Origin of the sequence: Pseudoalteromonas sp. Ld19, assembly GCF_045064135.1 — a bacterium.
Taxonomy (GTDB): domain Bacteria; phylum Pseudomonadota; class Gammaproteobacteria; order Enterobacterales; family Alteromonadaceae; genus Pseudoalteromonas; species Pseudoalteromonas aliena.
In genome coordinates this window covers 187,625-212,535 of sequence record NZ_JBISHA010000022.1, presented here as the reverse complement: position 1 = coordinate 212,535, position 24,911 = coordinate 187,625, and the positions used below count along the sequence as shown (strand labels likewise).

Genomic DNA, 24,911 nt, shown 5'->3' with positions numbered 1-24,911 from the left:
GAAAACTCTAAACTCATCTGGTCAGACCAATTGCTTTTCATCTTGTTAACGTTCTCTTTTTGTATCAAATTGTGTATTGTTTGACCTTCGTTCAAAATGCGTTACGCTACTGCTATTACTCAAATGTTGTGTAAATTGACAGCTATTAGGCTTTTTGATACCTTATTGTCAAATTTTGGTATGACCAATTTACCTTCTGGGTAAGTCATACCTCTTAAAGCCTTATTTTATGGGCTCTTGGTATTAATACAACGCGGACGTTGATTCATGTCTTTAAAGATTAAAGCAGCAAAATTATCTGATGTTATTTTACAGCAACTAGAGAACATGATTCTTGAAGGCTCATTAGCACCAGGTGAAAAGTTGCCACCAGAGCGTGAACTAGCAAAGCAGTTTGAAGTGTCTCGCCCATCGCTGCGTGAGGCGATTCAAAAATTAGAAGCAAAAGGTTTAGTGACGCGTCGCCAAGGTGGTGGCACGTTTGTAAAAAATCAGCTAGAAGAAGGCCTTACTGATCCATTGTTTGATTTGATTAGTAAGCATCCTGAATCGCAGTTTGATTTACTTGAATTTCGTCATGCATTAGAAGGGATTGCAGCTTATTACGCAGCACTGCGCGGGACCAGCACCGATTTTAGCAAAGTAAAACAAAGCTTTGATGAAATTGCCCTAGTTAATGATGATTTACAGCAAAAAGCAAAAGCGATTAATGAATTTCACTTTAGCGTGGCAGAAGCTTCGCATAACGTGGTGTTATTGCATTTAGTTAGAGGTATGAAAGCGCTGCTTGAGCAAAACGTATTGCAAAATTTAACTGTTTTATTGAAAAAGTCAGATATTAGCAGTCAGTTAGCCCAGCACAGGCGTTTATTAATGGATGCCGTTATTGACGGTAATCCAGAACAAGCCCGTTTAGCAAGTAATGCGCACTTAGCATTTATTGAAGAAGCATTGCTTGAAGCAGGCAAAGAACATTCGCGAATTGAACGTAGTTTAAGACGCACCAAACAAAATTAAGTTAATACGCGACTACTTTGAACACACTAAATCAAGTAGTAGTGAGATTAAATTAACAATATTCGTATTTTACACATAAGGAAACCTCCATATGTCTGAAGTCAATAAAATTGACGTAGACGCGCTAGAAACACAAGAGTGGTTACAAGCTCTTGAATCAGTTGTGCGCGAAGAAGGTGTTGAACGAGCTCAGTTTTTACTTGAGCAAGTATTAGAGCAAGCCCGTTTAGACGGCGTTGATATGCCAACGGGTATTACCACGAACTACGTTAATACTATTCCTGTAGATCAAGAGCCTGCTTACCCAGGTGATGTAAATCTTGAACGTCGTATTCGTTCAATTATACGTTGGAACGCGATTATGATCGTTCTACGTGCATCTAAAAAAGATCTCGACTTAGGCGGCCATATGGCGTCTTACCAATCATCTGCTGCATTTTATGAAGTGTGTTTTAACCACTTCTTTAAAGCACCAAATGACGTAGACGGTGGTGACTTAGTTTATTATCAAGGTCACATTTCTCCAGGTATTTATGCGCGTGCATTTGTTGAAGGGCGTTTATCAGCTGCACAGCTTGATAACTTCCGTCAAGAAGTTGATGGTGAAGGCATACCGTCTTACCCACACCCTAAATTAATGCCTGAATTTTGGCAATTCCCTACAGTATCAATGGGCCTAGGTCCAATCGCGTCTATTTATCAAGCGCGATTCTTAAAGTACTTAGATGGCCGCGGCTTGAAAGACACTAAAAATCAACGTGTATATGCGTTTTTAGGTGATGGCGAAATGGACGAGCCAGAATCACGTGGTGCTATTTCTTTCGCTGCGCGTGAAAAGCTAGATAATCTGTGTTACCTAATTAACTGTAATTTACAGCGTTTAGATGGCCCAGTAATGGGTAACGGTAAAATCATCCAAGAGCTTGAAGGCTTATTTAAAGGCGCTGGCTGGAACGTCATTAAAGTAGTATGGGGCAGCGGTTGGGATATCTTACTTGCTAAAGATACTACCGGTAAGTTACTACAATTGATGAACGAAACCATCGATGGTGATTATCAAACATACAAAGCTAAAAATGGCGCGTACGTACGTGAACATTTCTTTGGTCGTTATCCTGAAACAGCGGCACTTGTTGCTGACATGACAGACGACGAGATTTTTGCTCTTAAGCGTGGTGGTCATGAACCATCAAAATTATACGCTGCATTTAAAAAAGCTGAGCAAACAAATGATCGTCCAACGGTTATCCTTGCTAAAACTGTAAAAGGTTACGGCATGGGTGAAGCGGCTGAAGGTAAGAATATTGCGCACCAAGTGAAAAAAATGGACATGTCACATGTGGCACATTTACGTTCACGCTTAGGTTTAGATGATTTAGTGTCTGAAGAGCAACTTGCAGAGCTACCTTATTTAGAACTTGAAGAAGGTTCGCCAGAGTACAAATACCTACATGCTCGCCGTGATGCATTGAAAGGTTACACGCCAAAACGTATTCCTAACTTTACTGAAAAGTTACAGCTACCAGAAGTAGAAGCATTTAAGCCATTACTTGATGAGCAAAAACGTGATATTTCTACCACGATGGGCTTTGTGCGTGCACTTAATATCTTATTAAAAGATAAAGGCATTGGTAAAAATATCGTACCAATTATTGCTGACGAAGCGCGTACGTTTGGTATGGAAGGTTTATTCCGTCAAATCGGTATTTATAACCCGCATGGCCAAAACTATACACCACAAGATCGTGATATCGTTTCTTACTATAAAGAAGCTACATCAGGTCAAGTACTGCAAGAAGGTATCAATGAGTTAGGTGCAATGTCGTCATGGGTTGCTGCTGCAACATCATACAGCACTAACGATTTACCAATGATCCCATTCTACATCTACTATTCAATGTTTGGTTTCCAACGTGTTGGCGACATGGCATGGATGGCAGGTGACCAACAAGCACGTGGTTTCTTATTAGGTGCTACAGCCGGTCGAACAACGCTAAATGGCGAAGGTTTACAGCACGAAGATGGTCACAGCCATATTCTTGCTAACACTGTGCCTAACTGTATCTCTTACGATCCAACCTATGCGTATGAAGTTGCGGTTATCATCCAAGATGGTATTCGTCGTATGTACGGTGAAGATCAAGAAAATATTTACTACTACTTAACGCTAATGAACGAAAACTATGCACAACCTGCTATGCCAGAAGGTGCTGAAGAAGGTATTCGTAAAGGTATTTACAAGCTTGAAAGCTACGCGGGTAAAAAAGCCAATGTACAGTTATTAAGCTCAGGTACTATTATGACTGAAGTACGTAAAGCCGCTACGATTCTAAGCGAAGAGTATGGCATTGCGTCTGACGTGTTCTCTGTAACGTCGTTCAACGAGTTAACACGTGATGGGCAAGATGTTGAACGTTTCAACATGCTTAATCCTGAAAGTGAGCAAAAAACAGCGTACATCACAAGCGTATTAAACGACTCTGTGACTGTTGCAGCAACGGATTATATGAAAAACTACGCAGAGCAAGCGCGTTCATTTATTCCAAGCAGCAACTACAAAGTGTTGGGTACTGATGGTTACGGCCGCTCTGATAGCCGTGAAAACCTACGTCGTCACTTTGAAGTTAACGCAAGCTACGTTGTTGTTGCTACGTTATCTGAACTTGCTAAACGCGGTGAAGTTGAGAAGTCAGTAGTTGTTGATGCGCTTAAAAAGTTCAACATCGACACTAACAAACTTAACCCACTGTACGCATAAGAGGTTTGCAATGAGTATTGAAATTAAAGTACCAGATATCGGTGGCGATGAAGTTGAAGTAACCGAAATTCTAGTAAGTATTGGCGATAAAGTAGATGTTGACCAATCATTACTAACGGTTGAAGGCGATAAAGCCTCAATGGAAGTGCCTGCTGCGCAAGCGGGGACTGTGAAAGAGATTAAAGTAAACGTTGGTGATACAGTAACAACTGGCTCTTTAGTCTTTTTGTTTGAAGGCGAGAGTGAAAGCACTGGCTCGACTAAAGCATCAGCCGCTGCTCCAGCTAAATCTGAAGAGGCAGCACCTGCTGCTTCTACAGGTTCTTCAACTAAAGAAGTAACAGTACCAGATATTGGCGATGACGAAGTTGAAGTAACTGAAATCATGGTTGCTGTTGGCGACACCGTTTCAGAAGAGCAATCTATCTTAAACGTTGAAGGCGACAAAGCCGCAATGGAAGTGCCAGCGCCGTTTGCTGGAACAGTTAAAGAAATTAAAGTGGCCGCTGGCGACAAAGTAAAAACAGGCTCACTTGTGTTTGTTTTTGAAGTAGCAGGAAGTGAACCTGCGGCACCAGCTAAAGAGTCGGCTCCTGTAGAAGCGCCAGCAGCTAACTCAACAGAAAACGCAGCACCAAGTACTAAAGAAGTGAATGTACCTGATATTGGTGGCGATGAAGTTGAAGTAACTGAAATTATGGTTGCAGTTGGTGATACGGTTGAAGAAGATCAATCAATCTTGAATGTTGAAGGCGACAAAGCGGCAATGGAAGTACCAGCTCCATTTGCAGGTACAGTTAAAGAAATTAAAGTAGCCGCAGGCGATAAAGTATCGACTGGTTCATTGATTTTTGTATTTGAAGTTGCAGGCAGTGCGCCAGCAGCATCTGCACCCGCTGAAAAATCAGCACCTGCAGCAGCGGCTAAAACTGAGTCGGCACCGGCTCAAGCAGCACCTGCAAAAGCAGGTAATGAAAGCTTCACAGAAAACAGCGCGTATGCTCATGCATCGCCAGTTGTTCGCCGTTTAGCGCGTGAGTTTGGTATTAACCTAGCTAACGTTAAAGGCACTGGTCGTAAAAATCGAGTGGTTAAAGAAGACGTGCAAAACTATGTTAAAACATTAGTTAAGCAAGTTGAATCTGGTCAACTATCAGCAGGTAGTAATGCTGGTGGTAGTGAGCTTGGTTTAATTCCATGGCCTAAAGTCGATTTTGCTAAGTTTGGTGAAATTGAAGAGAAAAAACTATCTCGCATTCAAAAGCTATCAGGCAAAAACTTACACCGTAACTGGGTACAAATCCCACACGTTACACAGTTTGACGAAGCTGACATCACAAGTCTTGAAGTATTCCGCAAAGAGCAAAATGCACTTAGCGAGAAGAAAAAGCTGGGCGTTAAAATCACACCACTTGTGTTTGTGATGAAAGCAGCGGCTAAAGCACTTGCAGATTTCCCAACGTTTAACTCTTCACTGTCTAACGACGGCGAAAGCTTAATCCTTAAAAAGTACATTAACATTGGTGTTGCAGTTGATACGCCAAATGGTTTAGTTGTACCAGTGTTTAAAGATGTTGATAAAAAAGGCATTATTGAGCTATCGCGTGAATTAATGGAAGTATCTGTTAAAGCACGTGACGGTAAGCTTACATCGTCTGATATGCAAGGTGGCTGTTTTACTATTTCTAGCCTAGGCGGTATTGGCGGAACGGCATTTACGCCGATTGTTAATGCACCAGAAGTGGCTATTTTAGGTGTATCTAAATCTGAGATGAAACCTAAATGGAATGGTAAAGAGTTTGAACCTAAGCTAATGGTTCCGCTGTCTATGTCATACGATCATAGGGTTATTGACGGCGCATTAGCAGCACGCTTTACTGTAACGCTTGCAAGCTACATGAGTGATATTCGTCAGTTAGTGATGTAACCAATTTAATAAAATTGGTGTACGCAATTAAATAAAATCAAATCCCAGCCAGTTGTTTTTAGCTGGGATTTTTACTATATGCAATGATACAATCTTTGCACTATTTGTGAATTGCTCTGATTTTCTGCCTTGCAGAAACATGGCAGTTAAATTTTAGGGCAATGTCCCGTTCAAACGATTAAGGTAAAAGCATGAGCAACGAATTAAAAACTCAAGTTGTTGTACTAGGCGGTGGTCCTGGTGGTTATTCTGCGGCTTTCCGTGCTGCTGACTTGGGCTTGGAAGTTACATTAGTAGAATCTCGTGAAACATTAGGCGGCGTATGTCTTAATGTTGGTTGTATTCCTTCAAAAGCACTTTTACACGTAGCTAAAGTGATTGATGATGCGGCTGAAATGTCATCTCATGGTGTTACTTTTGGCGCACCAAAAATAGATTTAGACCAAGTTCGTACTTGGAAAGATTCTGTCGTTGGCCAGTTAACTGGTGGACTAGAGGGCATGGCTAAAATGCGCAAAGTGAAAGTCGTATCTGGTTACGGCAAATTCACTGGCAGCAATACTTTAGTTGTTGAAGGCGCAGACGGCGCTACAACTATCACGTTTGATAACGCGATTATTGCGGCTGGCTCTAAACCGGTTAACTTACCTTTCATCCCACAAGATGACCGTGTAATTGATTCAACTGGTGCATTAGAACTTAAAGACGTACCAGAAAAACTACTTGTTTTAGGTGGTGGTATTATAGGTCTTGAAATGGGCACGGTTTATCGTGCACTAGGTTCTGCAATTGATGTTGTAGAATTTGCTGATCAATTAGTACCAGCGGCTGATAAAGACATTATCAAAATTTACCAAAAATACGTAAGCAAAAAATTCAACGTAATGCTTTCAACAAAAGTTGTTGGCGTTGAAGCTAAAAAAGACGGCTTATACGTAACATTTGAAGGTAAAAACGCACCAGCAGAACCGGTACGTTACGACAAAGTACTTGTTGCAGTTGGCCGTACTCCAAACGGTAACTTACTTGATGCTGAAAAAGCGGGCGTAAATGTTGATGAGCGTGGCTTTATTAATGTTGATAAGCAATTACGTACTAACGTAAGCCATATTTTTGCAATTGGTGACTTAGTTGGTCAACCTATGCTTGCGCATAAAGCGGTTCATGAAGGCCATGTTGCTGCAGAAGTTATTTCTGGTCAGAAGCATTTCTTCGACCCTAAATGTATTCCTTCAATTGCGTATACAGACCCAGAAATCGCTTGGGTAGGTGTTACTGAGAAAGAAGCAAAAGAGCAAGGCTTGAGCATTGAAACTGCGGTATTCCCATGGGCAGCTTCTGGTCGTGCTATTGCATCATCTCGTACTGAAGGTTCTACTAAACTTATTTTTGATAAAGAAAGTGGCCGTATAATCGGCGGTGCTATGATTGGTATTAACGCGGGCGAAATGCTTGGCGAAATCGGTCTAGGTATTGAAATGGGTGCAGATGGTGAAGACTTAGCGCTTACTATTCATGCTCACCCTACATTGAACGAATCAATCGGCCTTGCAGCTGAAATTTTTGAAGGTTCAATCACTGACTTACCAAACAAAAAAGCAGTTAAAAAGAAGAAGTAATTTAACTTTTTAGTATTTGCTTGAAAAACCCAACTTCGGTTGGGTTTTTTATGTCTATTTTTAACCTAGATAAATATAAGATTAAATAACAAGAAGTCGTTACAATGCGCGCTTAATTAATTGAAGGTAAATACAGTGAAAAACTCAGTTTTAGCATTACGCGCTCAACAAATAAGTGAATCCCGTCGCGAGTTTAATGCTCGAGGCGGTAAATTAGATCGCTGTGAGCAATGCTTAATAGCGAAGCACTACTGTATTTGTAAAGGTGTTGAACATGCCGATTGTGAGGCTGCTGTGTGCTTATTAATGTATCACAATGAAAGCTTTAAACCTTCAAATACAGGGCGTTTAATTGCTGAGATAGTACCAAATAACCACGCTTTTAGATGGGATAGAACAGATCCTAATCCAGCGCTTTTGGCCTTAATAAACGATCCTCAGTATCAGCCGATGGTGGTTTTTCCCGCTGAGGATGTAGAAGAAGGTAGAGCCATTACAGAGGTTAATATTGAATCAGGTAAAAAGCCGCTATTTATATTTTTAGACGGTACATGGCGTGAAGCTAAAAAAATGATTCGTAAAAGCCCGTACTTAGATAACCTACCTGTGCTTTCTGTTACTGCTGAGAAACTATCTGATTATCGTCTAAGAGTTGCGCCTCATGCGCATCAATTAGGCACTGCCGAAGTCGCTATTATGGTGCTAGCGCTTGCTGGCGAAATGGATGCATCAACAAAGTTAGAGCAGCATTTCATCAAATTTCGTGATGCGTATTTACTCGGTAAGCGTAACAAAGGCCGGCCGTTAGAAGGTTAATGTTAAACACAGCTGTAGCTTTAACCTCGAAAGATAAATAATCTGAACTCTGGATAATAAATCTATCTCAAGCAGCTATTTTCAGCGCTAACTGCGTTGAATTTATTTGCAATGGGCCCGCTATTGACGCGTAAATTCGCCTTGCTTTCACTGAAAATCTCTGGCTAGAGAAAATAAATTTAAATATCACTATAATTCAATGTGTTAGTAAATACCTTAACCAGAGTTCAGGTTAGAGAATAAATTTATTATAAGCCGCTATTTTCGGCGCTAACGGGGTTGAATTTACTAAAGTCCCATAATCAGAACTTAACATGTGTACCCCTGCATATAACTGTACTGGCAATAAAAAGCTAATTGACTGTAGATGAACAGCACTCTACTTTGCTTGAAAACTAAACATATTGCCGGAAATGTAATTTCATAGGTTAATACTAACCAGCATCAGTATTTGAATAATTCGATTTTTACATTTTGAAATAAGCTTTCCTTAATTTCTCCTTTACTTGAAATCAGTCCTTTTTCATTGTTATTTTTTGTTTTGTTAATTCTTTTTTATGCCGCTTGTCCCATTAAACTGTCCTCCTGTACCATTTTTAGATAAATCAAATTATACCCACTAGATATATGTTTATAAATCTCGTAATGTTTCCAAATGGTGAACAGCTTGTAACAAGTTGATGCATTCTCATTCGATTTCACTCTCGATTACACCCAGGTTCTATTAGCGCTTAGAGTTTAAAGGCCCTATTGCACAGATAGATTTAACTTTCCGATAAGGAGATAACTAAAGAGCTCGATTAGTGTAAAAAATGAAAAGATAACGATTAAATAATCATATAATTTAGGAAGTAGAAAATGAAATTAATGAAATTAAAAAAAACCGCAATTGCTACTGTTATATCGTTACAGCTTTTGGGTTTTGGCCAAGTTGCAATAGCCGATAGCAAGATCCCAGAAATTTCACCAATCATGTACGACACACTGGGTGGTGGCTTAGATGGTGCTCCGCTATTTATTGACGTTGGTTCGGATAGTTTTTTACTTGAGAAAGATAAGTGGCAGAGTATTCAAATATTTGCAGAGTCGGCCGTTGGCCTACCAAATAGTGAGGCTGCATTTAGAAGCGCAACTCGCTATCCTAATAGCACACCATTGAATAATCACTATATCTCTCTGATGGGAACGTTTGGGTCTATCTATTCACTAGGAGAAAGCTGGAACCGTAAAATTTATCCTGATGCGATTAATCTTGCTACAAAATTAGCAAATTATTCGGATATTCATTTGGCGTTAATTCAACCTTTTATCAATGGGTTAACTAGCTTACAGAACGCATCTCTAAGTGGAGATTTAAAAGCTGCTGAACAAAACCGTCAAACTACCATTGCATTTCTTAACACCTTTATTAATTTTGTCGATGGCAACCTTACTTCAACAGAATTGCTAGTGGACCAAATAATCGCTTTTCAGTCTGGTTTAACAACACAATCTGGTCAGCTCAATCAATCCGAGATGACTCTTGGCGATATTCTAAATAAAGAAGAGCCCGCTAATATTCGTTCCCGTATTGCTAAGTTAAAAGAAAAAATAGCAAAATTAAATGAGGATATTAGTGATAAGGAACGCGACATAGGTTTAACGGCTATTGGCGGTCCATTAGCCTTACTTATAGGCGGCAGCATTCAAGGCGCTCAGCTAGAAAGTTTGAAAGACGATGTTAAAGATATTGAATCTCAAATCGAAACTCAAAATAAAGAGCTGGCACATGCTAGCAAATTAGCAACCTCATACGAAGTCGCAAAATATCAAGTAGAAGGCATGAATACAAAAATAAAAGATGCACTTAGAAACGTACGTTCAATACAAGTGCACTGGCAAGCATTGCACAGCGATATGAGCTCACTAAGGGATGTACTTAAAGAGCTAGACGGCGAGAATGGATTGCGTAACGCCAATGTTGTGGTTGCCGGTATTGTTTCATCACCACTTGCTAGTAATGCTAGCAACTCTTGGATAAACATTTCCAATAAAGCGAAAGCGTTCTTACAAAACGCATACCTTCCAATCTCAAAACAATAAACTAACCACTATTCAAACAGTTGCACTTTTAATCAATATGAAGGAGTAATCTAGACTGGGTCTAGGTTATTTCCTTATGTTGTTATTTTTCTGCAACAGGGAGTTATTATGAAATATTCTTTACTCAGCTTATTAATAGGCTGTACTTTCGCGAGCCAAGCGGCCACATGGTCAGATTTATATCAGCTTAAATCTAGCGATAATTTGCCTGCTGTCACGATGAAAAGCCAGCAACGGGTTGATGATCAAAATTATTTGGTGTCAGCCCTTCACTTAAACCTTAATGACGTGCTAAATAACGCAAAGGATCACAGTACTATAGTGATTGCTGCCGACACGGTTGAAATTAATCGAAATATGCTATTTGATGCGCCAAACAAACGGATATTTATTGTTGCACGAAAAATCATAGGAGATGGCACTCTCAGTATTAATTTAGACACTCAAAAGGCGCAAGCATCGACGCTAGTGTTGGTAGCGGATTCTGTAGAAGCTAAAATTAATATTGTAACAGCGCATTCACCAAGTGACGGAGAGCTTGAGCGCTTTAGTGTTGAGCCAAAATCATTTGGTACACTTTACCAAGTTTTTCAAGGGAATAAGTTTACAAGACCGATTTCGTCTGATCTAATTTCTTTGATTTCAGTCCATAAAGAATACATTTTAGATGTATTTGAAAAATCTTTTGATATGGCTGTTTCTATTTATGATCAAAACCCTGCATTGAGCCTCGAAATGCTAACTTGGGCTGAGTCTATTTTAAACTCAGCGCACAGTGTCAGAGAGTCAACATCTCAGTCAAAGAACTTTTACTTGCAGCTTGCTAATTTTAAACAATTTTTATCTTACGCAACCATCAATAAAAATTATGTGCCTAGCTTATCTCTTGATTTTTACAAACTAACGCTTAAAACCTACATAGAGGCAATGGAAGCATATCAAGCCAGCTACAATAACTTTAAACAGCAAGGCCGTAGTTTAGAAAGTAAACGCCAAGATCTTACACTGATGCAGAATAATTTATCTGACGTTGCTGCCGCTGAACAGCGTATTATTTCTCGTTCTGTGGAGCAACTTAACAGCTTAGTAAAAACGCTTGGTGAGCAAAAGAATTCGTTTCAAGCGCAAGATAACAATGTATTTGATTCAGCTTTAGTTTTTGAAACGGGGATCTCGGATTACAAACAAGACAAAATAAGCGAAATAGGCCTCAAGGTTATAGGGACTGTCGTCAATGCGGGAAAAGCACTTGCTGGCGCTGCAGGCGGTGACGTTAGCGGTTTGACAGAGTTGATTGCTAGCCTTCCGGAAACTATCAAAGAAATTAATGAGTTGAAAACCAAAATCGATGATATCGCCTCGTTAATGCAGCGAGTACAAACGGTTGGTGGTCAGCTAGATTCTTTATCGAAAAAGACAGCAAATCCTTTTTCTAGTAGCGAGTTAGCCTTTGAGTTTAACCGTCTTAATGCGCTTATTCCTACAAAAGAAGAGTCTAACCGTATCTGGGATGAGTTTTTAATTACGGCAAAAGCACAGATGAAAAAGGCTATTGATGAAGATATTGATGGGTCAAGCGATTACCAAGTTGCAATTGAAAAGCTAATTAATCATGGTAAAGCAATTGTGGCTGTTGAAATAGACGTAGCGCAAGAGCAATCTCGCCAGATTGACTTGCGTATCACTGCCGATGCGAAGCTTAAGCAGATCAGCCGAATTGATGAATTTCTACAAAACAATTTAAATAGTCTAGATGAAGTACAGCAAATGGAAGAGCAGTTATTCCGCACACTAAACAATCTAAAACGACCTATTTTTGTAGCGTTGACTAACTATCAAGCCGCTTTTAATTATTGGTCGTTAGGCGAAGCTATTGTGATGCCAAGTCTTAATCAAACTTATCAGGAGTACCGCCGCGACCTTGCATTACTTCGTGAGCAAGAAGCAGCTTCATTGGAGAGGTTTAATCCACGACCACAAGACTTTATGCTCACAATTGATAACTTAAATGCGCCACAGCAGCTTGTAGATTTTGCGAAAGATGGCGAGATGAGTTTTACTTTATCATTAGATAATGCCAATTTTTCACAGTTTGATCGTGTGCGCTTAGATGAAGTAAATGTTGTAATTGAAGGTAATGAGTTAAGTGAAAATCAGCGATATGACATAGAAGTGAGATCGAGTGGTCACTACCTAGATAGATTTAAAGGGCAGCCTTACCAATTTAGTGCTGAGTCACTTTATCGCTTAGTTAGCTACGAGTTGTTAGATAGTCAATTATCCCGTATTGCGCTAATTACCAGTGGTGCAATTGCTGGTGACTACGCTATTAATTACTTTGAACCAACCCCTTTTACAACTTGGTCTATTAAGCTTAAACAACCAGAGTTATATGATTTAAGTAAAGTAGAAAATATTAAGGTGTCGTTTAAGGGAAATGCCATCCCTAAACAATAAATAGAGGGCGTATTTCTTTTTTGAGATTAAATTTGCAGTTGTGTGTTTGGTTTTTAAGTTAGGTTGAATCTCTGAGGTGTGGTTATTGCCAATAAATAGATGATGCGGGGCATAAATCCCAAACATACGCTGCTCACGGCTTTTTCTCAAGGCAGATTGCTCCTGTGTTACTTGCATGTAGATAATAGATCATAGGTAATAGATATTTAATTTTAGCCGGATACAGAATTATAATGCTCACATACGCTGCAGCTAATTAACCTGAACTCTGATTAAAATATTCACTAACGTGTTGAATCATGCTGATATTTAAATTTATTTTCTCTAGCCAGAGATTTTCAGTGAAAACAAGGCGAATTTACGTGTCAACAGCGGGCCTATTGTAAGTAAATTCAACGCAGTTAGCGCTGAAAATAGCTGCTCAAGATGGATTTATTATCCAGAATTTAGGTTAATTAGTTTGTTGAAACTTATTTGGGCTTCTAATCGGTTTGAATTTTAAGCAAAGAAAAGCGCGCTCTATCTCTAGGCGCGCTTGCGGAATCTTCTAATTTTGCATCCTGCAATTGAACTTAATCAACTCCAATTTTTACTAATCCATGTCTATTACTATATTACTTTTTAGTTCTATGTAATGTAGAACAATCCAGATCTATATCCTTTATTCCTAAACATCCTGTAGGGGTAAATACTATTACCAAATCCTCAATTGCACTTCCTAGTGCATCCATGTTTTAAGCAATCCCTTGTGTTACCTAAAAAGGCCTGTCCATTTATTCCTTTAACGTCCTGTTAAACAACTAATCTGTGTTGTTATCCTTTTCGCGTCTTCCTGACGCTGTCCATATTGCAACATTCCATTGTGATACTCGTCCTGAGCCTGTCCTAAAATCCGTATTATCCTGAGTAACCTAATCATTGGTTGGTCGAGTAAGCAATCCATTTCCATTTACTCGTAAGCATCACTGCTTGGTTGATGAGTAAATTATAGGTGAATAAGGTAGTTAAAATAGGATAAAGCGGCATCAAATTGCAGCTAGTGCAACTGTGATTTTTTATTTATTATTAAAATACAATGGGTTACTTTTTTTATGCTGCTTTTTTGTGTTATATTTTACTCATTTGCTGTCATATCCGTGAGAGATCTCCCACATGGTATTTCCATTTCAGGCGTTTCTGTCTATTTACAGCCATTTAAAGTGTGCACTTTATAGCGGTTCAAGATAGAATTATTTGATAATAGTTATTGTTTAGGTGAAATAATGAAGAAAGCACTTACTATCGTTTTGGGACTTGTTGTATCAGTACCTGCATTTGCAAATGACGTTGTTAATATTTACTCTTTTCGTCAACCGTACCTTATTCAACCCATTTTAGATGATTTTACAAAACAAACCGGTATAAAAACTAATGTTGTGTTTGCAAAAAAGGGCTTAATTGAACGCGTTAAACGAGAGGGGAAGCACAGTAAAGCCGATCTAGTTTTAACCTCTAATTTTAGTGCGCTTATTCAATTAGAAGACTTAAATTTAACGCAAAGAATAAAAAGCGACAGTGTCAATAAAAATGTGCCTGCAGCTTTTCGCGACACAGATGGTCAGTGGGTTGCATTAACAAAGCGCGTGCGAAATGTTTATTCGTCAAAAGAGCGTGTAGGCGCGTTACCAAACCTAACTTATGAAGATTTAGCAGACCCTAAATATAAAGGGCAAATTTGTACTCGTTCGGGAAAACATCCGTATAACTTAGGGCTTGTTGCATCTATGATTGCTCATCATGGTGAGGCAGAGACTAAAGTGTGGCTGGAAGGCGTTAAAAATAACCTAGCGCGTAAACCGCAAGGCAATGACCGTGCTCAAGTAAAGGCGGTTAAAGAGGGGTTGTGTAACTTAGCGTTAGGCAATAGCTACTATCTTGGTAAAATGCTACAAGATAAAGAACAAAAAGCATGGGCTGAGGCGGTGAATATTAATTTTCCGAATCAAAATAACCGTGGTTCGCACATAAATGTATCGGGTGCTGTTATTACAAAGTTCGCTAAAAACCCTGAAAATGCCTTGAAACTTATAGAGTATATGACCGACAATAAAGCACAAAACGTGTATGCCTCGCTTAATATGGAGTATCCGGTTAAGGCAGGTGTTGAATTATCAAGTTTGGTTGCGTCTTGGGGTAGCTTTAAGGAAGACAGTTTACCACTTGATGAGATCAGTAAATATCGTCCGTTAGCACTTAAGCTGATTGATGAGGTGAAGTTCGATCTTTAATGAATTATAATTTTAAGCTGTCTAAATGGCAGCTCTTTGCGTGGTCGACAGGCTTAATATTGTCGGCCCCGCTGCTCTTCCTCTTATTTGAATCCGTACAGGGCGACTCAGAGGTATTTACTCATCTCTGGAATACCGTACTTTGGGATTACATAACTAACACTGTGTTGCTGATTTTCGGCGTTTGTGTGCTCAGTTGTGTGATCGCATTGCCGCTTGGATGGCTAACTGCTTACTGTCGCTTTCCCGGTAAAAAACAGTTTGAATGGGCACTTATGCTGCCCCTTGCCATGCCTACCTATATTATTGCTTACGTATATACAGATTTATTAGATTACGCAGGCCCTGTGCAAATAACGTTGCGCAAGTGGTTTGGCTGGCAATCACCTAATGATTACTGGTTTTTTGATATACGCACATTACCAGGTGCCATAGTGATGATTGCTTTGGTTCTTTATCCGTATTTATTTTTGATTTTTAAAACAGCGCTTCGCGAGCAATCGTTTAAATTAGTCCAAGCTAGCCAGTTAATGGGACTATCTCCTTGGAAAAGTTTTTTTAAAGTAAGTTTAGTACTCTCCAGAGGTGCAATTGTTGCGGCCCTTGCGCTCATTAGTATGGAAACGATGGCTGATTTTGCAACGGTCAGTTACTTTGCTGTAAGCACCTTAACGACCGCTGTTTACGATACATGGTTTGGTTATTACTCACTGACAGCGGCTGCAAAAATATCGGGTGTTATGCTATTACTTTTATTTTTAGCATTAATGGCTGAGCGCTTTAGTCGCCGTGAACAGGCCGTGTTTGAGCGCCAGTCGAGCGTTAACAGTGAATCGCTTTATATTTTAAAGGGTAAGCCAGGGTGGTTAGCCACTGCATTTTGTAGTTTTATTTTACTGATTTCTTTTGTGATCCCCATAGCGGTACTTATTAATTATGCCGTTACTTATTTTGGTAAAGCATGGAGCAGCGAGTTTTTTAGTTACGCTTGGCAAAGTTTAAAAGTAGCAGGAGTGGTGAGTTTAGTAACCATTGCTTTGAGCATATTAGTGGTTTTTTATCAGCGCGTGGCAAAACAAACATACCCGCTTATTCCAGGACGCTTAGCAAGCACAGGCTATGCATTGCCTGGCACCGTACTTGCCATTGCGGTTTTATTACCGCTTACATTGTTAGAAAATACCATAAATACAGTACTCGAACCGTATAATTTAGACATAGGTTTGCTGCTTAGCGGCAGTGTTTTTACCATTATTATTGCTTATATTGTTAGGTTTTACGCTATTGCACACGGAGCGATAGAGTCGAGTTTTTTACGCATTAGTCCATCACTTGATATGGCAAGTCAGTCAATGGGTAAAAGCCAAGGGCAAACATTAAGGTTAATACACTTGCCTCTATTACGACGAGGTTTGCTTACTGCGGCGTTACTGGTATTTATTGAATGTATGAAGGAGCTGCCAGCGGCATTACTACTTAGACCCTTTGGTTTTGAAAGTTTGGCGACTCACGTATTTCAGTATGTAAGTGATGAGCAACTAGAGCTGGCCTCTATATCTGCTTTATTTATTGTGATTGTGGGCTTTATTCCTTTGTATTTTATTAACCGTTCTATGGAGCAACGTAGTTAAATGAGTAGTTTAATTTTACAAGGCGTAAGTTATCACTATAACGACACCCAAGTGCTTCATGATCTAGATTTAACGGTTGGTAAAGATGAAATAGTGTGTTTACTTGGGGCCAGTGGTTGTGGAAAAACAACGACACTTAAAGCTATCGCAGGATTAATTGAAACGAGCCAAGGCCGTATTTTTATAGATGGTAAATTGGTGAGTGATGAAAGCTCATTTATTTCACCAGAGCATCGTAACATTGGCATGATGTTTCAAGATTATGCGTTATTTCCACATTTAACAGTTGCTAATAATATCGCATTTGGGCTAAGTTCAATGGATAAAGCCCAGAAGCAGCAACGTGTTGATGAAATGCTTAAACTTGTGCATTTAATTGGCTGTGCCGACAGGTTCCCGCATCAGTTATCGGGTGGTCAACAGCAACGTGTTGCTATAGCTAGAGCACTAGCTTATAGGCCGAGTTTATTACTCCTTGATGAGCCTTTTTCTAATATAGATACTCAAGTACGTTTTGAGTTAATCGCTGATATCCGGCGAATTATTAAAACATCTCAAGTGTCTGCTGTATTTGTGACACATTCAAAAGAGGAGGCATTTGCCTTTTCAGATACACTTGCCATTATGCATCGCGGAAAAATTGCTCAACAAGGCTCGCCAGAGCAGCTTTTTTCAATGCCAAGTTCAAAGGAGGTTGCGCAGTTTCTGGGTCAAGGCATATACTTAAGCGCAGAAGTATTAACGGCAACTGAATACAGTACTCCGTTTGGCTTAGTTAAATCGTATATTGCGCATGAACATACTGCAAAAGCAGGGGAAATATATGTTCGTCCTCACCAAATAGAGTTAGTGAGCGACAATATACATAATGAACAAAGCGAGCGAGCAACAATATTAAGCAGTCGCTTTATTGGCTCTGCGTATGTTTATACGGTTGTTATTGCTGAACAGGAAATTGAAGTTGCTGCACAATATGGCCAGTCATTTGATAAAAATGAGCAGGTTATAATAAAAATAAAACCTCACACGGTGAATTTTTTCGAATCATAACTAATTTGTTATTCGCTGTGTTAATCCGTTTATAAGCTAAGGAATGACAATGGCGCAAGCGCAGTCGGGGATTTGTGCTGAGGCAAACTTACACGGTTTGCATTTATTTTTTAATGTGTTTGATGGCCAAGATGAGTCTCTGCGCGCAAAACTAAAGCAAGTTAGTGCAATAGAAGAAGAGTTTAGCGACCAATTTTCTGAATCAATGCTGTCATGCATGCTTGCTATCGGCGCACAGTACTGGCCGCATATCTTGCCTGAATATATCCCAAGTGAATTACAGAGTTTTCCTAATATAAATCACAGCGATCATCATATGAGCGTGCAGCCGTGTGATTTATTTGTACAAATACGCTCAGACCGAGAAGACGTTAATCATTTATTTGCACTGCAAATTTTAAAATTATTTGCCCCCGATGTTGAGCTGGTGGAGCAAATTCGTAATTTTCGGTTTTTGGATGGCCGAGATTTTAACGGCTTCATTTATGGAGGCGACACAGCCCTTGGAAGAAAGAAACGTGCTACGGCCTTGGTAAATAAACAGGGGAGCTTTGAAGATCAAGGCAGCTATATTCATGTACAGCGTTATAAGCACGATTTAACAATGTGGCAGCACTTATCATTGAGTGAGCAAGAGCAAATAATGGGGCGTACGCGTCTTGATAATACGCTTATTACACCTACTGTAGAAACCTCTCATGCTGTGCGTAGCGAGCTAAAAGACGAAAGCGGGCAACCGCTATTATTAAATCAGAGCATGCCTTACGGTGATGTTTACGAGCAAGGGATGTTATCTATTTCCTGCGCCTCGACAGGAACAGCATTTGAAAAAGTACTGAAAAGCCGTTTAGGTGAGAAAGAGTGTTATGATCAGTGGCTTGATTTCACTCAAGCCGACATGGGTTCTGCTTTTTTTGCACCCTCTATAGGATTTTTAAAGCAGCTTTAATTTTTTAGCTTGTTATACCAACCGGCATAAATATCTGAACAAGTTAACGAATTAAATCACTCTATAACGTTGTTAAAAATTTTTTATTTAGAGCAACTAGATATAAAAATCTTTGCCTAGTTATAGCGCAATTTCCTTATCGTTAAATAGACCCCATATATAAACCGGTTGGTATTAAACGTTATCGAATAATAGTCTTACGCGCTCTAGTGTGACGTCTATTTCAGATATTTTTGCAGGTGCAATGAATATTGTATCGTCGCCTGCAATGGTCCCTAGCACGCCATCTGCTTTACCTAACGAATCGAGTAAACGCGCAATAAGTTGAGCAGCCCCTGGGCTTGTGCGAATAATGATCATCATTTCGTTGTGCATAATGTCGATTACTAATTGGCGTAATGGGCTCTTTGCCGTGGGAACGCCCATTTCTGCAGGTAAACAGTAGACCATTTCTTGTTTAGCGTTACGTGTACGTACCGCACCAAACTTACTTAGCATCCGAGATACTTTGCTTTGGCTGATATTATCAAAACCTTGCTCTTTTAACGCGTCAACTATTTCGCCTTGAGAGCCAAAATTCTCTTCTTTTAAAAGTGATTTAAATGCTTTTACCAGTGCTTCTTGTTTATCTTGCGGTTGCATAGTCTTTATTCATTTTTGTTATTTATGTCGTAAATTCTACACAATAATGAATAATTATGCAGTAGTTGTTTAGTTAACTTGCCAGTTTGATGCGATAAACCAATAAAGTTTACAACTATGGTCGAAAATATACCTGAAATACACAGGATAAATTTGTTTTTAGTCGCTAATTTCATTATCTTAAGAGCCACAAATATTTCCTACCTCAAATGACGGAGAATTCCAATGAAAGTTGCTGTATTAGGTGCTGCAGGCGGTATCGGCCAAGCATTGTCTTTATTATTAAAAACAGGCTTGCCAGCTGGCTCTGAATTATCACTTTATGATGTTGCACCAGTAGTACCAGGTGTTGCGGTTGACCTTTCTCACATCCCAACAGATGTTAAAGTAGCAGGTTTTGGCGCAGATGAACTAAACAAAGCGCTTGAAGGCTCTGACATCGTTCTTATTCCAGCGGGTATGCCACGTAAACCAGGCATGGACCGTGCTGATTTATTTAATGTGAATGCTGGTATCATCAAAACGTTAGCAGAAGGCATTGTTGCTAGCTGTCCTAAAGCGTTAGTTGGTATTATTACTAACCCAGTAAACGGCACCGTTCCAATTGTTGCTGAAGTATTCAAAAAAGCGGGTACTTACGACGCTAAACGCGTATTCGGTATTACTACGCTTGACGTTATTCGTTCAGAAGCATTTGTTGCTGAGCTAAAAGGCGTAGACGTAGCAACAGTGAAAGTACCAGTAATTGGTGGTCACTCTGGCACAACTATCCTGCCTCTACTTTCTCAAGTTGAAGGTGTTTCTTTCACTGATGAAGAGGTTGCTGCACTTACTCCACGTATCCAAAATGCAGGTACTGAAGTTGTAAATGCTAAAGCAGGCGGTGGTTCAGCTACGTTATCTATGGGCGCTGCTGCTGCTCGTTTTTGTATGTCTTTAGTTAAAGGCCTACAGGGTGAGGAAGTTGTAGATTACGCGTACGTTGCTGTTGAAAATGGTGATGCAGAGTACTTTGCACACCCAGTACGTTTAGGTAAAAACGGCGTAGAAGAAATCCTTTCTTACGGCGAACTAAGCGCATTTGAAACAAAAGCAAAAAATGACATGCTTGAAACACTGAAAAAAGACATCAAAGAAGGTGTTGATTTCATGGCGTAATAGCCGGTTTGAGCAAAAAAAAGCCTGCATTTGCAGGCTTTTTTTTGCTCAGAATTAAGTTCACACTGTGTAACTAGTGGTCGCGATTAACCGCAATTCGGGCAAGGCTTATGAGAGCTTGCTTATAGTCAGACTCAGCTAAAAAGTCTAAACACGTAATGGCTTTGTCAGCTTCAAGCTCTGCTTTTTGCATTGTAAATTCTAGCGCGTTGGTTTGTTTAAGTGCAGATAAAATTTCTTCTAAATGATCCATGCCATTACTGTGTTCTATTGCATCACGAATGAGTTGTGTTTGTTGCTCATTACCGTGCTGCATAGCATAAATAAGCGGAAGCGTTGGCTTACCTTCAGCTAAATCATCGCCAATGTTTTTACCTAATTGGTCGGCATCTGCGTTGTAATCGAGTACATCATCTACTAACTGAAACGCGGTGCCTAAATGCATACCGTATAGGTTTAGTGCATCAAGCGTAGCTTGATCTTGCTCTGTAATGATCGCAGCAAGGCCGGTGGCTGCTTCAAACAACTTAGCTGTTTTAGAGTAAATAACCTGCATATAGCTAGCTTCAGTTGTATCTGGGTCATTACAGTTCATTAATTGCAGTACTTCACCCTCAGCAATTATATTGGTTGCATCGGCAAGTATTTGCATAATTTGCATTTTGCCTAGGCCAACCATTAGCTGAAATGAGCGAGTATAAATAAAATCACCTACAAGTACGCTCGCAGCATTGCCAAATTCAGCATTTGCAGTAGGCGTGCCACGACGCAAGTTTGATTCATCTACAACATCATCATGTAATAGCGTTGCTGTATGAATAAACTCAACAATTGTCGCAAGCGTTATATGATCTTTACCCTGATAACCGAGTGCTTTGGCTGCTAAAATAGCTAACATTGGACGAACACGCTTGCCGCCACTATTAACTATATACAAACCAAGCTGGTTAACTAACGCCACATCTGAACGCATTTGCGCATGTATAAGTTGATTGACGTCATTCATATCGCTTTTGATTAACGCCTGGATAGCTTGTATATCCATTGATCTCCGAGCCAATTTTTATGTGTGAACGGCGCAGATTGTACAACAAAAAATGCACTAGCTCGATATTTTGTGACGATTGATTGAAAAAACACTATTAAAGTATTGAATAGAGGCTTAATTTGGCAAAGTAACTGATTAATTGATAATCAAAATGCACTGTCAGTTAAGTTTAATTATTATACTGTAACGCTCCTAGTTAGCTGCGATAGTTTATTTTAGCTAATGGTTAAAAAGCGCTTGGCAAAAGGGCTAATTAATATAAAATGGAGGAAATAATGAATTGTCCTCAATGCAGCTACTTTTTATTCGTTTTAATTACAAAAGAGGGTTGCTAGTTTTTTCGCATTAGCGTAAACTTCGCGCCCTATCGAAGAATATTTTAGTTGCGCCGATTTGAGGGCGCACAGACGGAGTTAATTATGTACGCGGTTTTCCAAAGTGGTGGTAAACAGCATCGTGTGACTGAAGGTCAAACGATTCGTCTTGAAAAATTAGACGTTGAAACTGGTGCGGCAGTTGAATTTGATTCAGTGCTTTTAGTTGCTGATGGTGAGAAAATCGAGATCGGTGTACCGTTCGTAAACGGTGGTAAAATAACAGCTGAGGTTGTTTCACATGGTCGCGGTGAGAAGATTAAGGTTGTTAAATTTAGACGCCGTAAGCATTCTCGTAATCAAATGGGCCATCGTCAATGGTTCACTGAAGTTAAAATCACTGGCATTAGCGCTTAATTAGAGGTACTTAGAAATGGCACATAAAAAAGCAGCTGGTAGTACTCGTAACGGTCGCGATTCAGAAAGCAAACGCCTAGGTGTTAAGCGTTTTGGTGGCGAATCAGTTCTAGCGGGTAGCATCATTGTACGTCAGCGTGGAACTCGTTTTCACCCGGGCACTAACGTAGGTATCGGTAAAGACCACACTATCTTCGCAAAAGCAGATGGTAAAGTTCAATTTGAACAGAAAGGTCCTTTAAACCGTAAATACGTAACTATCGTAACTGAGTAATCAGTAAGGTAGTTAAAAAACCCCGCCTTTGCGGGGTTTTTTGTTTTCAGTTCTTTTATAATATATACCTAAGTGTTTTTTCGTTGTGTGCTCTAAAGGCTACTTCGGTATATAATAGTTAAATTAACAAGCCAATCCCTAAAGTGAGTAATCATGAAGTTTGTAGATGAAGTAGAAATTCGCGCAGAAGCTGGTGACGGTGGCAGCGGTATCGTGTCTTTCCGTCGTGAAAAATATGTTCCTGATGGTGGACCTGATGGCGGTGACGGTGGAGACGGTGGTAGTGTTTATCTACAAGCTGATGAAAACTTAAATACCCTTATCGATTATCAATTTGAGCGCTTTCACAGAGCTGAACGCGGTACAAATGGTCGTAGCCGTAATTGTACTGGCAGAAAAGCAGATGATTTGTTTGTTATGGTGCCGGTTGGTACGCGTATTATGGATGTTGAAACGCAAGAAGGGCTTGGCGATTTAACTCAACATGGTCAAAAAATTCTAGTTGCAAAAGGCGGTTTCCACGGCTTGGGGAATGCGCGTTTTAAATCAAGTACTAACCGAGCGCCTCGTCAAAAAACATTAGGTACACCAGGTGAAGTACGTAACCTGAAGCTAGAGCTACTGCTATTAGCTGATGTAGGCTTACTAGGCTTGCCAAATGCAGGTAAGTCGACATTCATACGTAGTGTATCTGCAGCTAGACCGAAAGTGGCTGACTACCCATTCACTACGCTTATACCTAACTTAGGTGTTGTACGCCCTGAGGCAAATAAATCATTCGTTATTGCCGATATACCAGGCTTAATCGAGGGGGCTTCTGATGGTGCTGGTCTAGGAATACAATTCTTAAAGCATTTAGAGCGTTGTCGTGTGCTATTACATATCATTGATCTACTGCCAGCAGATGGTTCAAACCCTATTGATAATGCTTTTGCAATAATTAATGAACTGCATCAGTACAGTCCAAAATTAGCTGAAAAGCCACGTTGGTTGGTATTCAACAAAATAGATTTGTTACCTGAGGATGAAGCAAAAGCTTTATGCGAAAAAATAGCTGAAGAGCTTGGAGAGACTGAAAATATTTATAACATTTCAGCGATTAATAAACTCAATACTCAGCCTTTAATTCACAACATCATGACGTTATTAGATAGCATGCCGAAAGAAAAGTTTGCTGAAATAAAAGATGAAGAAATAGAGTTTAAGTGGGACACTTATCATAAAAAAGCCACTAAAGGCGACGATGATGATTGGGATGACTGGAATGAAGATGATTACGACGTGGAAGTTGTCTACGAGCGTTAATTACAGTTAATTATATAAAAGGAGCAATCGCTCCTTTTTCTTTGTTTAATTATAAAGTTTTAGGTATTTAGAATGGTAATTTCAATGATTGCTGCAATGGCAAATAATCGTGTAATTGGTTTAGAGAATAAAATGCCTTGGCATTTACCCGCCGACTTACAGCACTTTAAAAGAATAACAACGGGTAAGCCGGTAATAATGGGTCGTAAGACGTTTGAGTCAATAGGGCGTCCTTTACCGGGTCGTCGTAATATTATTATCACTCGAAATAGCAAATACTGTGCGGAAGGCATTGAGATTGTTACAACACCAGAGGCTGCTTTAGATCTAGTTGGTGATGTGGAAGAAGTGATGATTATTGGTGGTGGGAATATTTACCAGCAATTTTTAGAGCATGCTGATCGCCTATATTTAACGTTTATAGATTTAGATATTAAGGGTGATACACAGTTTCCTGATTACCAAAAAGTTGCTAATTGGGAAATAAAAGAAGAAGAAAGTAAACAAGCTGATGAAAAAAACAAATCTAGTTATAAATTCGTAACTTTATACAAAATTAAATAACATTATTGCGGTATCTTTAGTTAGTTGATACAATATTGACCAATCAACATAGGAATAAAGTACCATAAAGGTGTATCATGTCTAAATTATCAAAGTTAGTTGTTATTGCTGCTGTTGCAGTTGGTTCATTTTCTTATACAGCGCCTGTAAATGCTGACGATCAATTAGCGGTATCCATTTGTGAATATATTGCTGCTGATGATAAAAATCGCCTACGTAGTAAACTTAAAAGCTCTCGTGTAAAAATTCGTAATATTTATGATGCAGTCCAATGTAATGGTAATAACTTATTACGCCATGCTGTCGCAAGCAATGCCGTTAGCACTGGTGAGTACATAGTTAAAAACCTATCGAAGAGCTCACTTGCAGATGGTGCAGACATCGCTTGGGCTGAAAGTAATGGTAACGGTGGTTCACCTCTTATTGCTGTAATTAAAGAGCGTGCAGGTCTTTAATTAAGAAAAGTAAAACTCCATATACCCTTTATTTAATGAGGTATGGTTTTATATAAAAAAGCGCTCCTTTATTTGGAGCGTTCTTGTTTTAAAATAGTATTTTTTCACCTCGCTAAAATTGCACCTGCAATGAACATAATAATCACCATCAGGCAGTTCGT

General features: G+C 39.5%; 20 protein-coding genes. 17 read left to right on the top strand and 3 right to left on the bottom strand.

What is annotated here, in order from left to right; all coding sequences use genetic code 11:
* Positions 1–267: 267 nt before the first annotated feature.
* From pdhR to ACJJVZ_RS17760, 11 genes are all read left to right on the top strand, one after another.
* Positions 268–1,017 carry a pyruvate dehydrogenase complex transcriptional repressor PdhR gene (pdhR, locus tag ACJJVZ_RS17810; protein WP_077536905.1) on the top strand — a complete coding sequence of 250 codons (750 nt, stop codon included), beginning with the start codon at positions 268–270 and terminating at the stop codon, positions 1,015–1,017.
* Positions 1,018–1,108: 91 nt separating this feature from the next.
* Positions 1,109–3,775, top strand: coding sequence for a pyruvate dehydrogenase (acetyl-transferring), homodimeric type (gene aceE, locus ACJJVZ_RS17805; protein ID WP_405602422.1), 2,667 nt, complete (start codon positions 1,109–1,111; stop codon positions 3,773–3,775).
* Between the two features lie 10 nt (positions 3,776–3,785).
* Positions 3,786–5,702: a pyruvate dehydrogenase complex dihydrolipoyllysine-residue acetyltransferase gene (aceF, locus tag ACJJVZ_RS17800; protein ID WP_405602419.1), complete on the top strand. Its 1,917-nt coding sequence runs from the start codon at positions 3,786–3,788 to the stop codon at positions 5,700–5,702.
* Between the two features lie 191 nt (positions 5,703–5,893).
* Entirely contained in the window at positions 5,894–7,321 is a 1,428-nt protein-coding gene (gene lpdA / locus ACJJVZ_RS17795) for a dihydrolipoyl dehydrogenase (RefSeq protein ID WP_405602416.1), read from the top strand.
* 135 nt (positions 7,322–7,456) lie between these two features.
* Positions 7,457–8,137 carry a tRNA-uridine aminocarboxypropyltransferase gene (locus tag ACJJVZ_RS17790; protein WP_273048217.1) on the top strand — a complete coding sequence of 227 codons (681 nt, stop codon included), beginning with the start codon at positions 7,457–7,459 and terminating at the stop codon, positions 8,135–8,137.
* Between the two features lie 858 nt (positions 8,138–8,995).
* On the top strand, positions 8,996–10,219 hold the full coding sequence (locus ACJJVZ_RS17785; RefSeq protein WP_405602412.1) for an alpha-xenorhabdolysin family binary toxin subunit A: 1,224 nt from the start codon (positions 8,996–8,998) through the stop codon (positions 10,217–10,219).
* A gap of 108 nt (positions 10,220–10,327) precedes the next feature.
* Positions 10,328–12,676 (top strand): hypothetical protein, encoded by a 2,349-nt coding sequence (locus ACJJVZ_RS17780; RefSeq protein ID WP_405602410.1) that lies wholly within the window; start codon positions 10,328–10,330, stop codon positions 12,674–12,676.
* 1,262 nt (positions 12,677–13,938) lie between these two features.
* Positions 13,939–14,943 (top strand): Fe(3+) ABC transporter substrate-binding protein, encoded by a 1,005-nt coding sequence (locus ACJJVZ_RS17775; protein WP_077536912.1) that lies wholly within the window; start codon positions 13,939–13,941, stop codon positions 14,941–14,943.
* Positions 14,943–16,574, top strand: a complete 1,632-nt coding sequence (locus ACJJVZ_RS17770) for an ABC transporter permease (protein WP_405602406.1) — start codon at positions 14,943–14,945, stop codon at positions 16,572–16,574. The genes ACJJVZ_RS17775 and ACJJVZ_RS17770 overlap by 1 nt, the downstream gene beginning before the upstream one ends.
* On the top strand, positions 16,575–17,624 hold the full coding sequence (locus ACJJVZ_RS17765) for an ABC transporter ATP-binding protein (protein WP_193154890.1): 1,050 nt from the start codon (positions 16,575–16,577) through the stop codon (positions 17,622–17,624).
* 49 nt (positions 17,625–17,673) lie between these two features.
* Positions 17,674–18,573: a Dyp-type peroxidase gene (locus ACJJVZ_RS17760; protein ID WP_077536915.1), complete on the top strand. Its 900-nt coding sequence runs from the start codon at positions 17,674–17,676 to the stop codon at positions 18,571–18,573.
* Between the two features lie 174 nt (positions 18,574–18,747).
* Here ACJJVZ_RS17760 and argR read toward each other — a convergent pair whose 3' ends face one another.
* Both argR and ACJJVZ_RS17750 read right to left on the bottom strand, forming a co-directional pair.
* Entirely contained in the window at positions 18,748–19,215 is a 468-nt protein-coding gene (argR, locus tag ACJJVZ_RS17755; RefSeq protein WP_024611653.1) for a transcriptional regulator ArgR, read from the bottom strand.
* Positions 19,216–19,220: 5 nt separating this feature from the next.
* Entirely contained in the window at positions 19,221–19,406 is a 186-nt protein-coding gene (locus ACJJVZ_RS17750) for a hypothetical protein (protein WP_125825543.1), read from the bottom strand.
* 34 nt (positions 19,407–19,440) lie between these two features.
* Between ACJJVZ_RS17750 and mdh the strand changes: the two genes are divergently transcribed.
* Positions 19,441–20,373 carry a malate dehydrogenase gene (mdh, locus tag ACJJVZ_RS17745; protein WP_007586102.1) on the top strand — a complete coding sequence of 311 codons (933 nt, stop codon included), beginning with the start codon at positions 19,441–19,443 and terminating at the stop codon, positions 20,371–20,373.
* Positions 20,374–20,446: 73 nt separating this feature from the next.
* On the opposite strand, the gene ispB is transcribed toward mdh, so the two are convergent.
* Positions 20,447–21,418 (bottom strand): octaprenyl diphosphate synthase, encoded by a 972-nt coding sequence (gene ispB / locus ACJJVZ_RS17740; protein WP_405602401.1) that lies wholly within the window; start codon positions 21,416–21,418, stop codon positions 20,447–20,449.
* A 422-nt stretch (positions 21,419–21,840) separates the two neighbouring features.
* On the opposite strand from ispB, the gene rplU reads away from it, so the two are divergent.
* The 5 genes from rplU to ACJJVZ_RS17715 all read left to right on the top strand — a co-directional run bounded on the left by rplU (position 21,841) and on the right by ACJJVZ_RS17715 (position 24,750).
* Positions 21,841–22,152, top strand: a complete 312-nt coding sequence (rplU, locus tag ACJJVZ_RS17735; RefSeq protein WP_182701009.1) for a 50S ribosomal protein L21 — start codon at positions 21,841–21,843, stop codon at positions 22,150–22,152.
* A gap of 16 nt (positions 22,153–22,168) precedes the next feature.
* Entirely contained in the window at positions 22,169–22,426 is a 258-nt protein-coding gene (rpmA, locus tag ACJJVZ_RS17730; RefSeq protein WP_002957747.1) for a 50S ribosomal protein L27, read from the top strand.
* 153 nt (positions 22,427–22,579) lie between these two features.
* Positions 22,580–23,731 (top strand): Obg family GTPase CgtA, encoded by a 1,152-nt coding sequence (gene cgtA / locus ACJJVZ_RS17725; protein ID WP_077536917.1) that lies wholly within the window; start codon positions 22,580–22,582, stop codon positions 23,729–23,731.
* A gap of 72 nt (positions 23,732–23,803) precedes the next feature.
* Positions 23,804–24,295 carry a type 3 dihydrofolate reductase gene (folA, locus tag ACJJVZ_RS17720; protein WP_405602396.1) on the top strand — a complete coding sequence of 164 codons (492 nt, stop codon included), beginning with the start codon at positions 23,804–23,806 and terminating at the stop codon, positions 24,293–24,295.
* Between the two features lie 77 nt (positions 24,296–24,372).
* The gene (locus ACJJVZ_RS17715) at positions 24,373–24,750 is read left to right on the top strand and encodes a DUF3718 domain-containing protein (protein WP_405602393.1); all 378 of its coding nucleotides are present in this window, start codon (positions 24,373–24,375) and stop codon (positions 24,748–24,750) included.
* Positions 24,751–24,911 lie beyond the last annotated feature (161 nt).

Excerpts from the sequence above, each read along its gene's own strand:
- rpmA (WP_002957747.1), top strand. The coding sequence starts at position 22,169 with ATGGCACATAAAAAAGCAGCTGGTAGTACTCGTAACGGTCGCGATTCA.
- ACJJVZ_RS17715 (WP_405602393.1), top strand. The coding sequence starts at position 24,373 with ATGTCTAAATTATCAAAGTTAGTTGTTATTGCTGCTGTTGCAGTTGGT.
- cgtA (WP_077536917.1), top strand. The coding sequence starts at position 22,580 with ATGAAGTTTGTAGATGAAGTAGAAATTCGCGCAGAAGCTGGTGACGGT.
- ACJJVZ_RS17760 (WP_077536915.1), top strand. The coding sequence starts at position 17,674 with ATGGCGCAAGCGCAGTCGGGGATTTGTGCTGAGGCAAACTTACACGGT.
- ACJJVZ_RS17770 (WP_405602406.1), top strand. The coding sequence starts at position 14,943 with ATGAATTATAATTTTAAGCTGTCTAAATGGCAGCTCTTTGCGTGGTCG.
- rplU (WP_182701009.1), top strand. The coding sequence starts at position 21,841 with ATGTACGCGGTTTTCCAAAGTGGTGGTAAACAGCATCGTGTGACTGAA.
- argR (WP_024611653.1), bottom strand. The coding sequence starts at position 19,215 with ATGCAACCGCAAGATAAACAAGAAGCACTGGTAAAAGCATTTAAATCA.
- ACJJVZ_RS17765 (WP_193154890.1), top strand. The coding sequence starts at position 16,575 with ATGAGTAGTTTAATTTTACAAGGCGTAAGTTATCACTATAACGACACC.
- aceF (WP_405602419.1), top strand. The coding sequence starts at position 3,786 with ATGAGTATTGAAATTAAAGTACCAGATATCGGTGGCGATGAAGTTGAA.
- ACJJVZ_RS17785 (WP_405602412.1), top strand. The coding sequence starts at position 8,996 with ATGAAATTAATGAAATTAAAAAAAACCGCAATTGCTACTGTTATATCG.
- pdhR (WP_077536905.1), top strand. The coding sequence starts at position 268 with ATGTCTTTAAAGATTAAAGCAGCAAAATTATCTGATGTTATTTTACAG.
- aceE (WP_405602422.1), top strand. The coding sequence starts at position 1,109 with ATGTCTGAAGTCAATAAAATTGACGTAGACGCGCTAGAAACACAAGAG.
- mdh (WP_007586102.1), top strand. The coding sequence starts at position 19,441 with ATGAAAGTTGCTGTATTAGGTGCTGCAGGCGGTATCGGCCAAGCATTG.
- lpdA (WP_405602416.1), top strand. The coding sequence starts at position 5,894 with ATGAGCAACGAATTAAAAACTCAAGTTGTTGTACTAGGCGGTGGTCCT.
- ispB (WP_405602401.1), bottom strand. The coding sequence starts at position 21,418 with ATGGATATACAAGCTATCCAGGCGTTAATCAAAAGCGATATGAATGAC.
- ACJJVZ_RS17780 (WP_405602410.1), top strand. The coding sequence starts at position 10,328 with ATGAAATATTCTTTACTCAGCTTATTAATAGGCTGTACTTTCGCGAGC.
- ACJJVZ_RS17775 (WP_077536912.1), top strand. The coding sequence starts at position 13,939 with ATGAAGAAAGCACTTACTATCGTTTTGGGACTTGTTGTATCAGTACCT.
- folA (WP_405602396.1), top strand. The coding sequence starts at position 23,804 with ATGGTAATTTCAATGATTGCTGCAATGGCAAATAATCGTGTAATTGGT.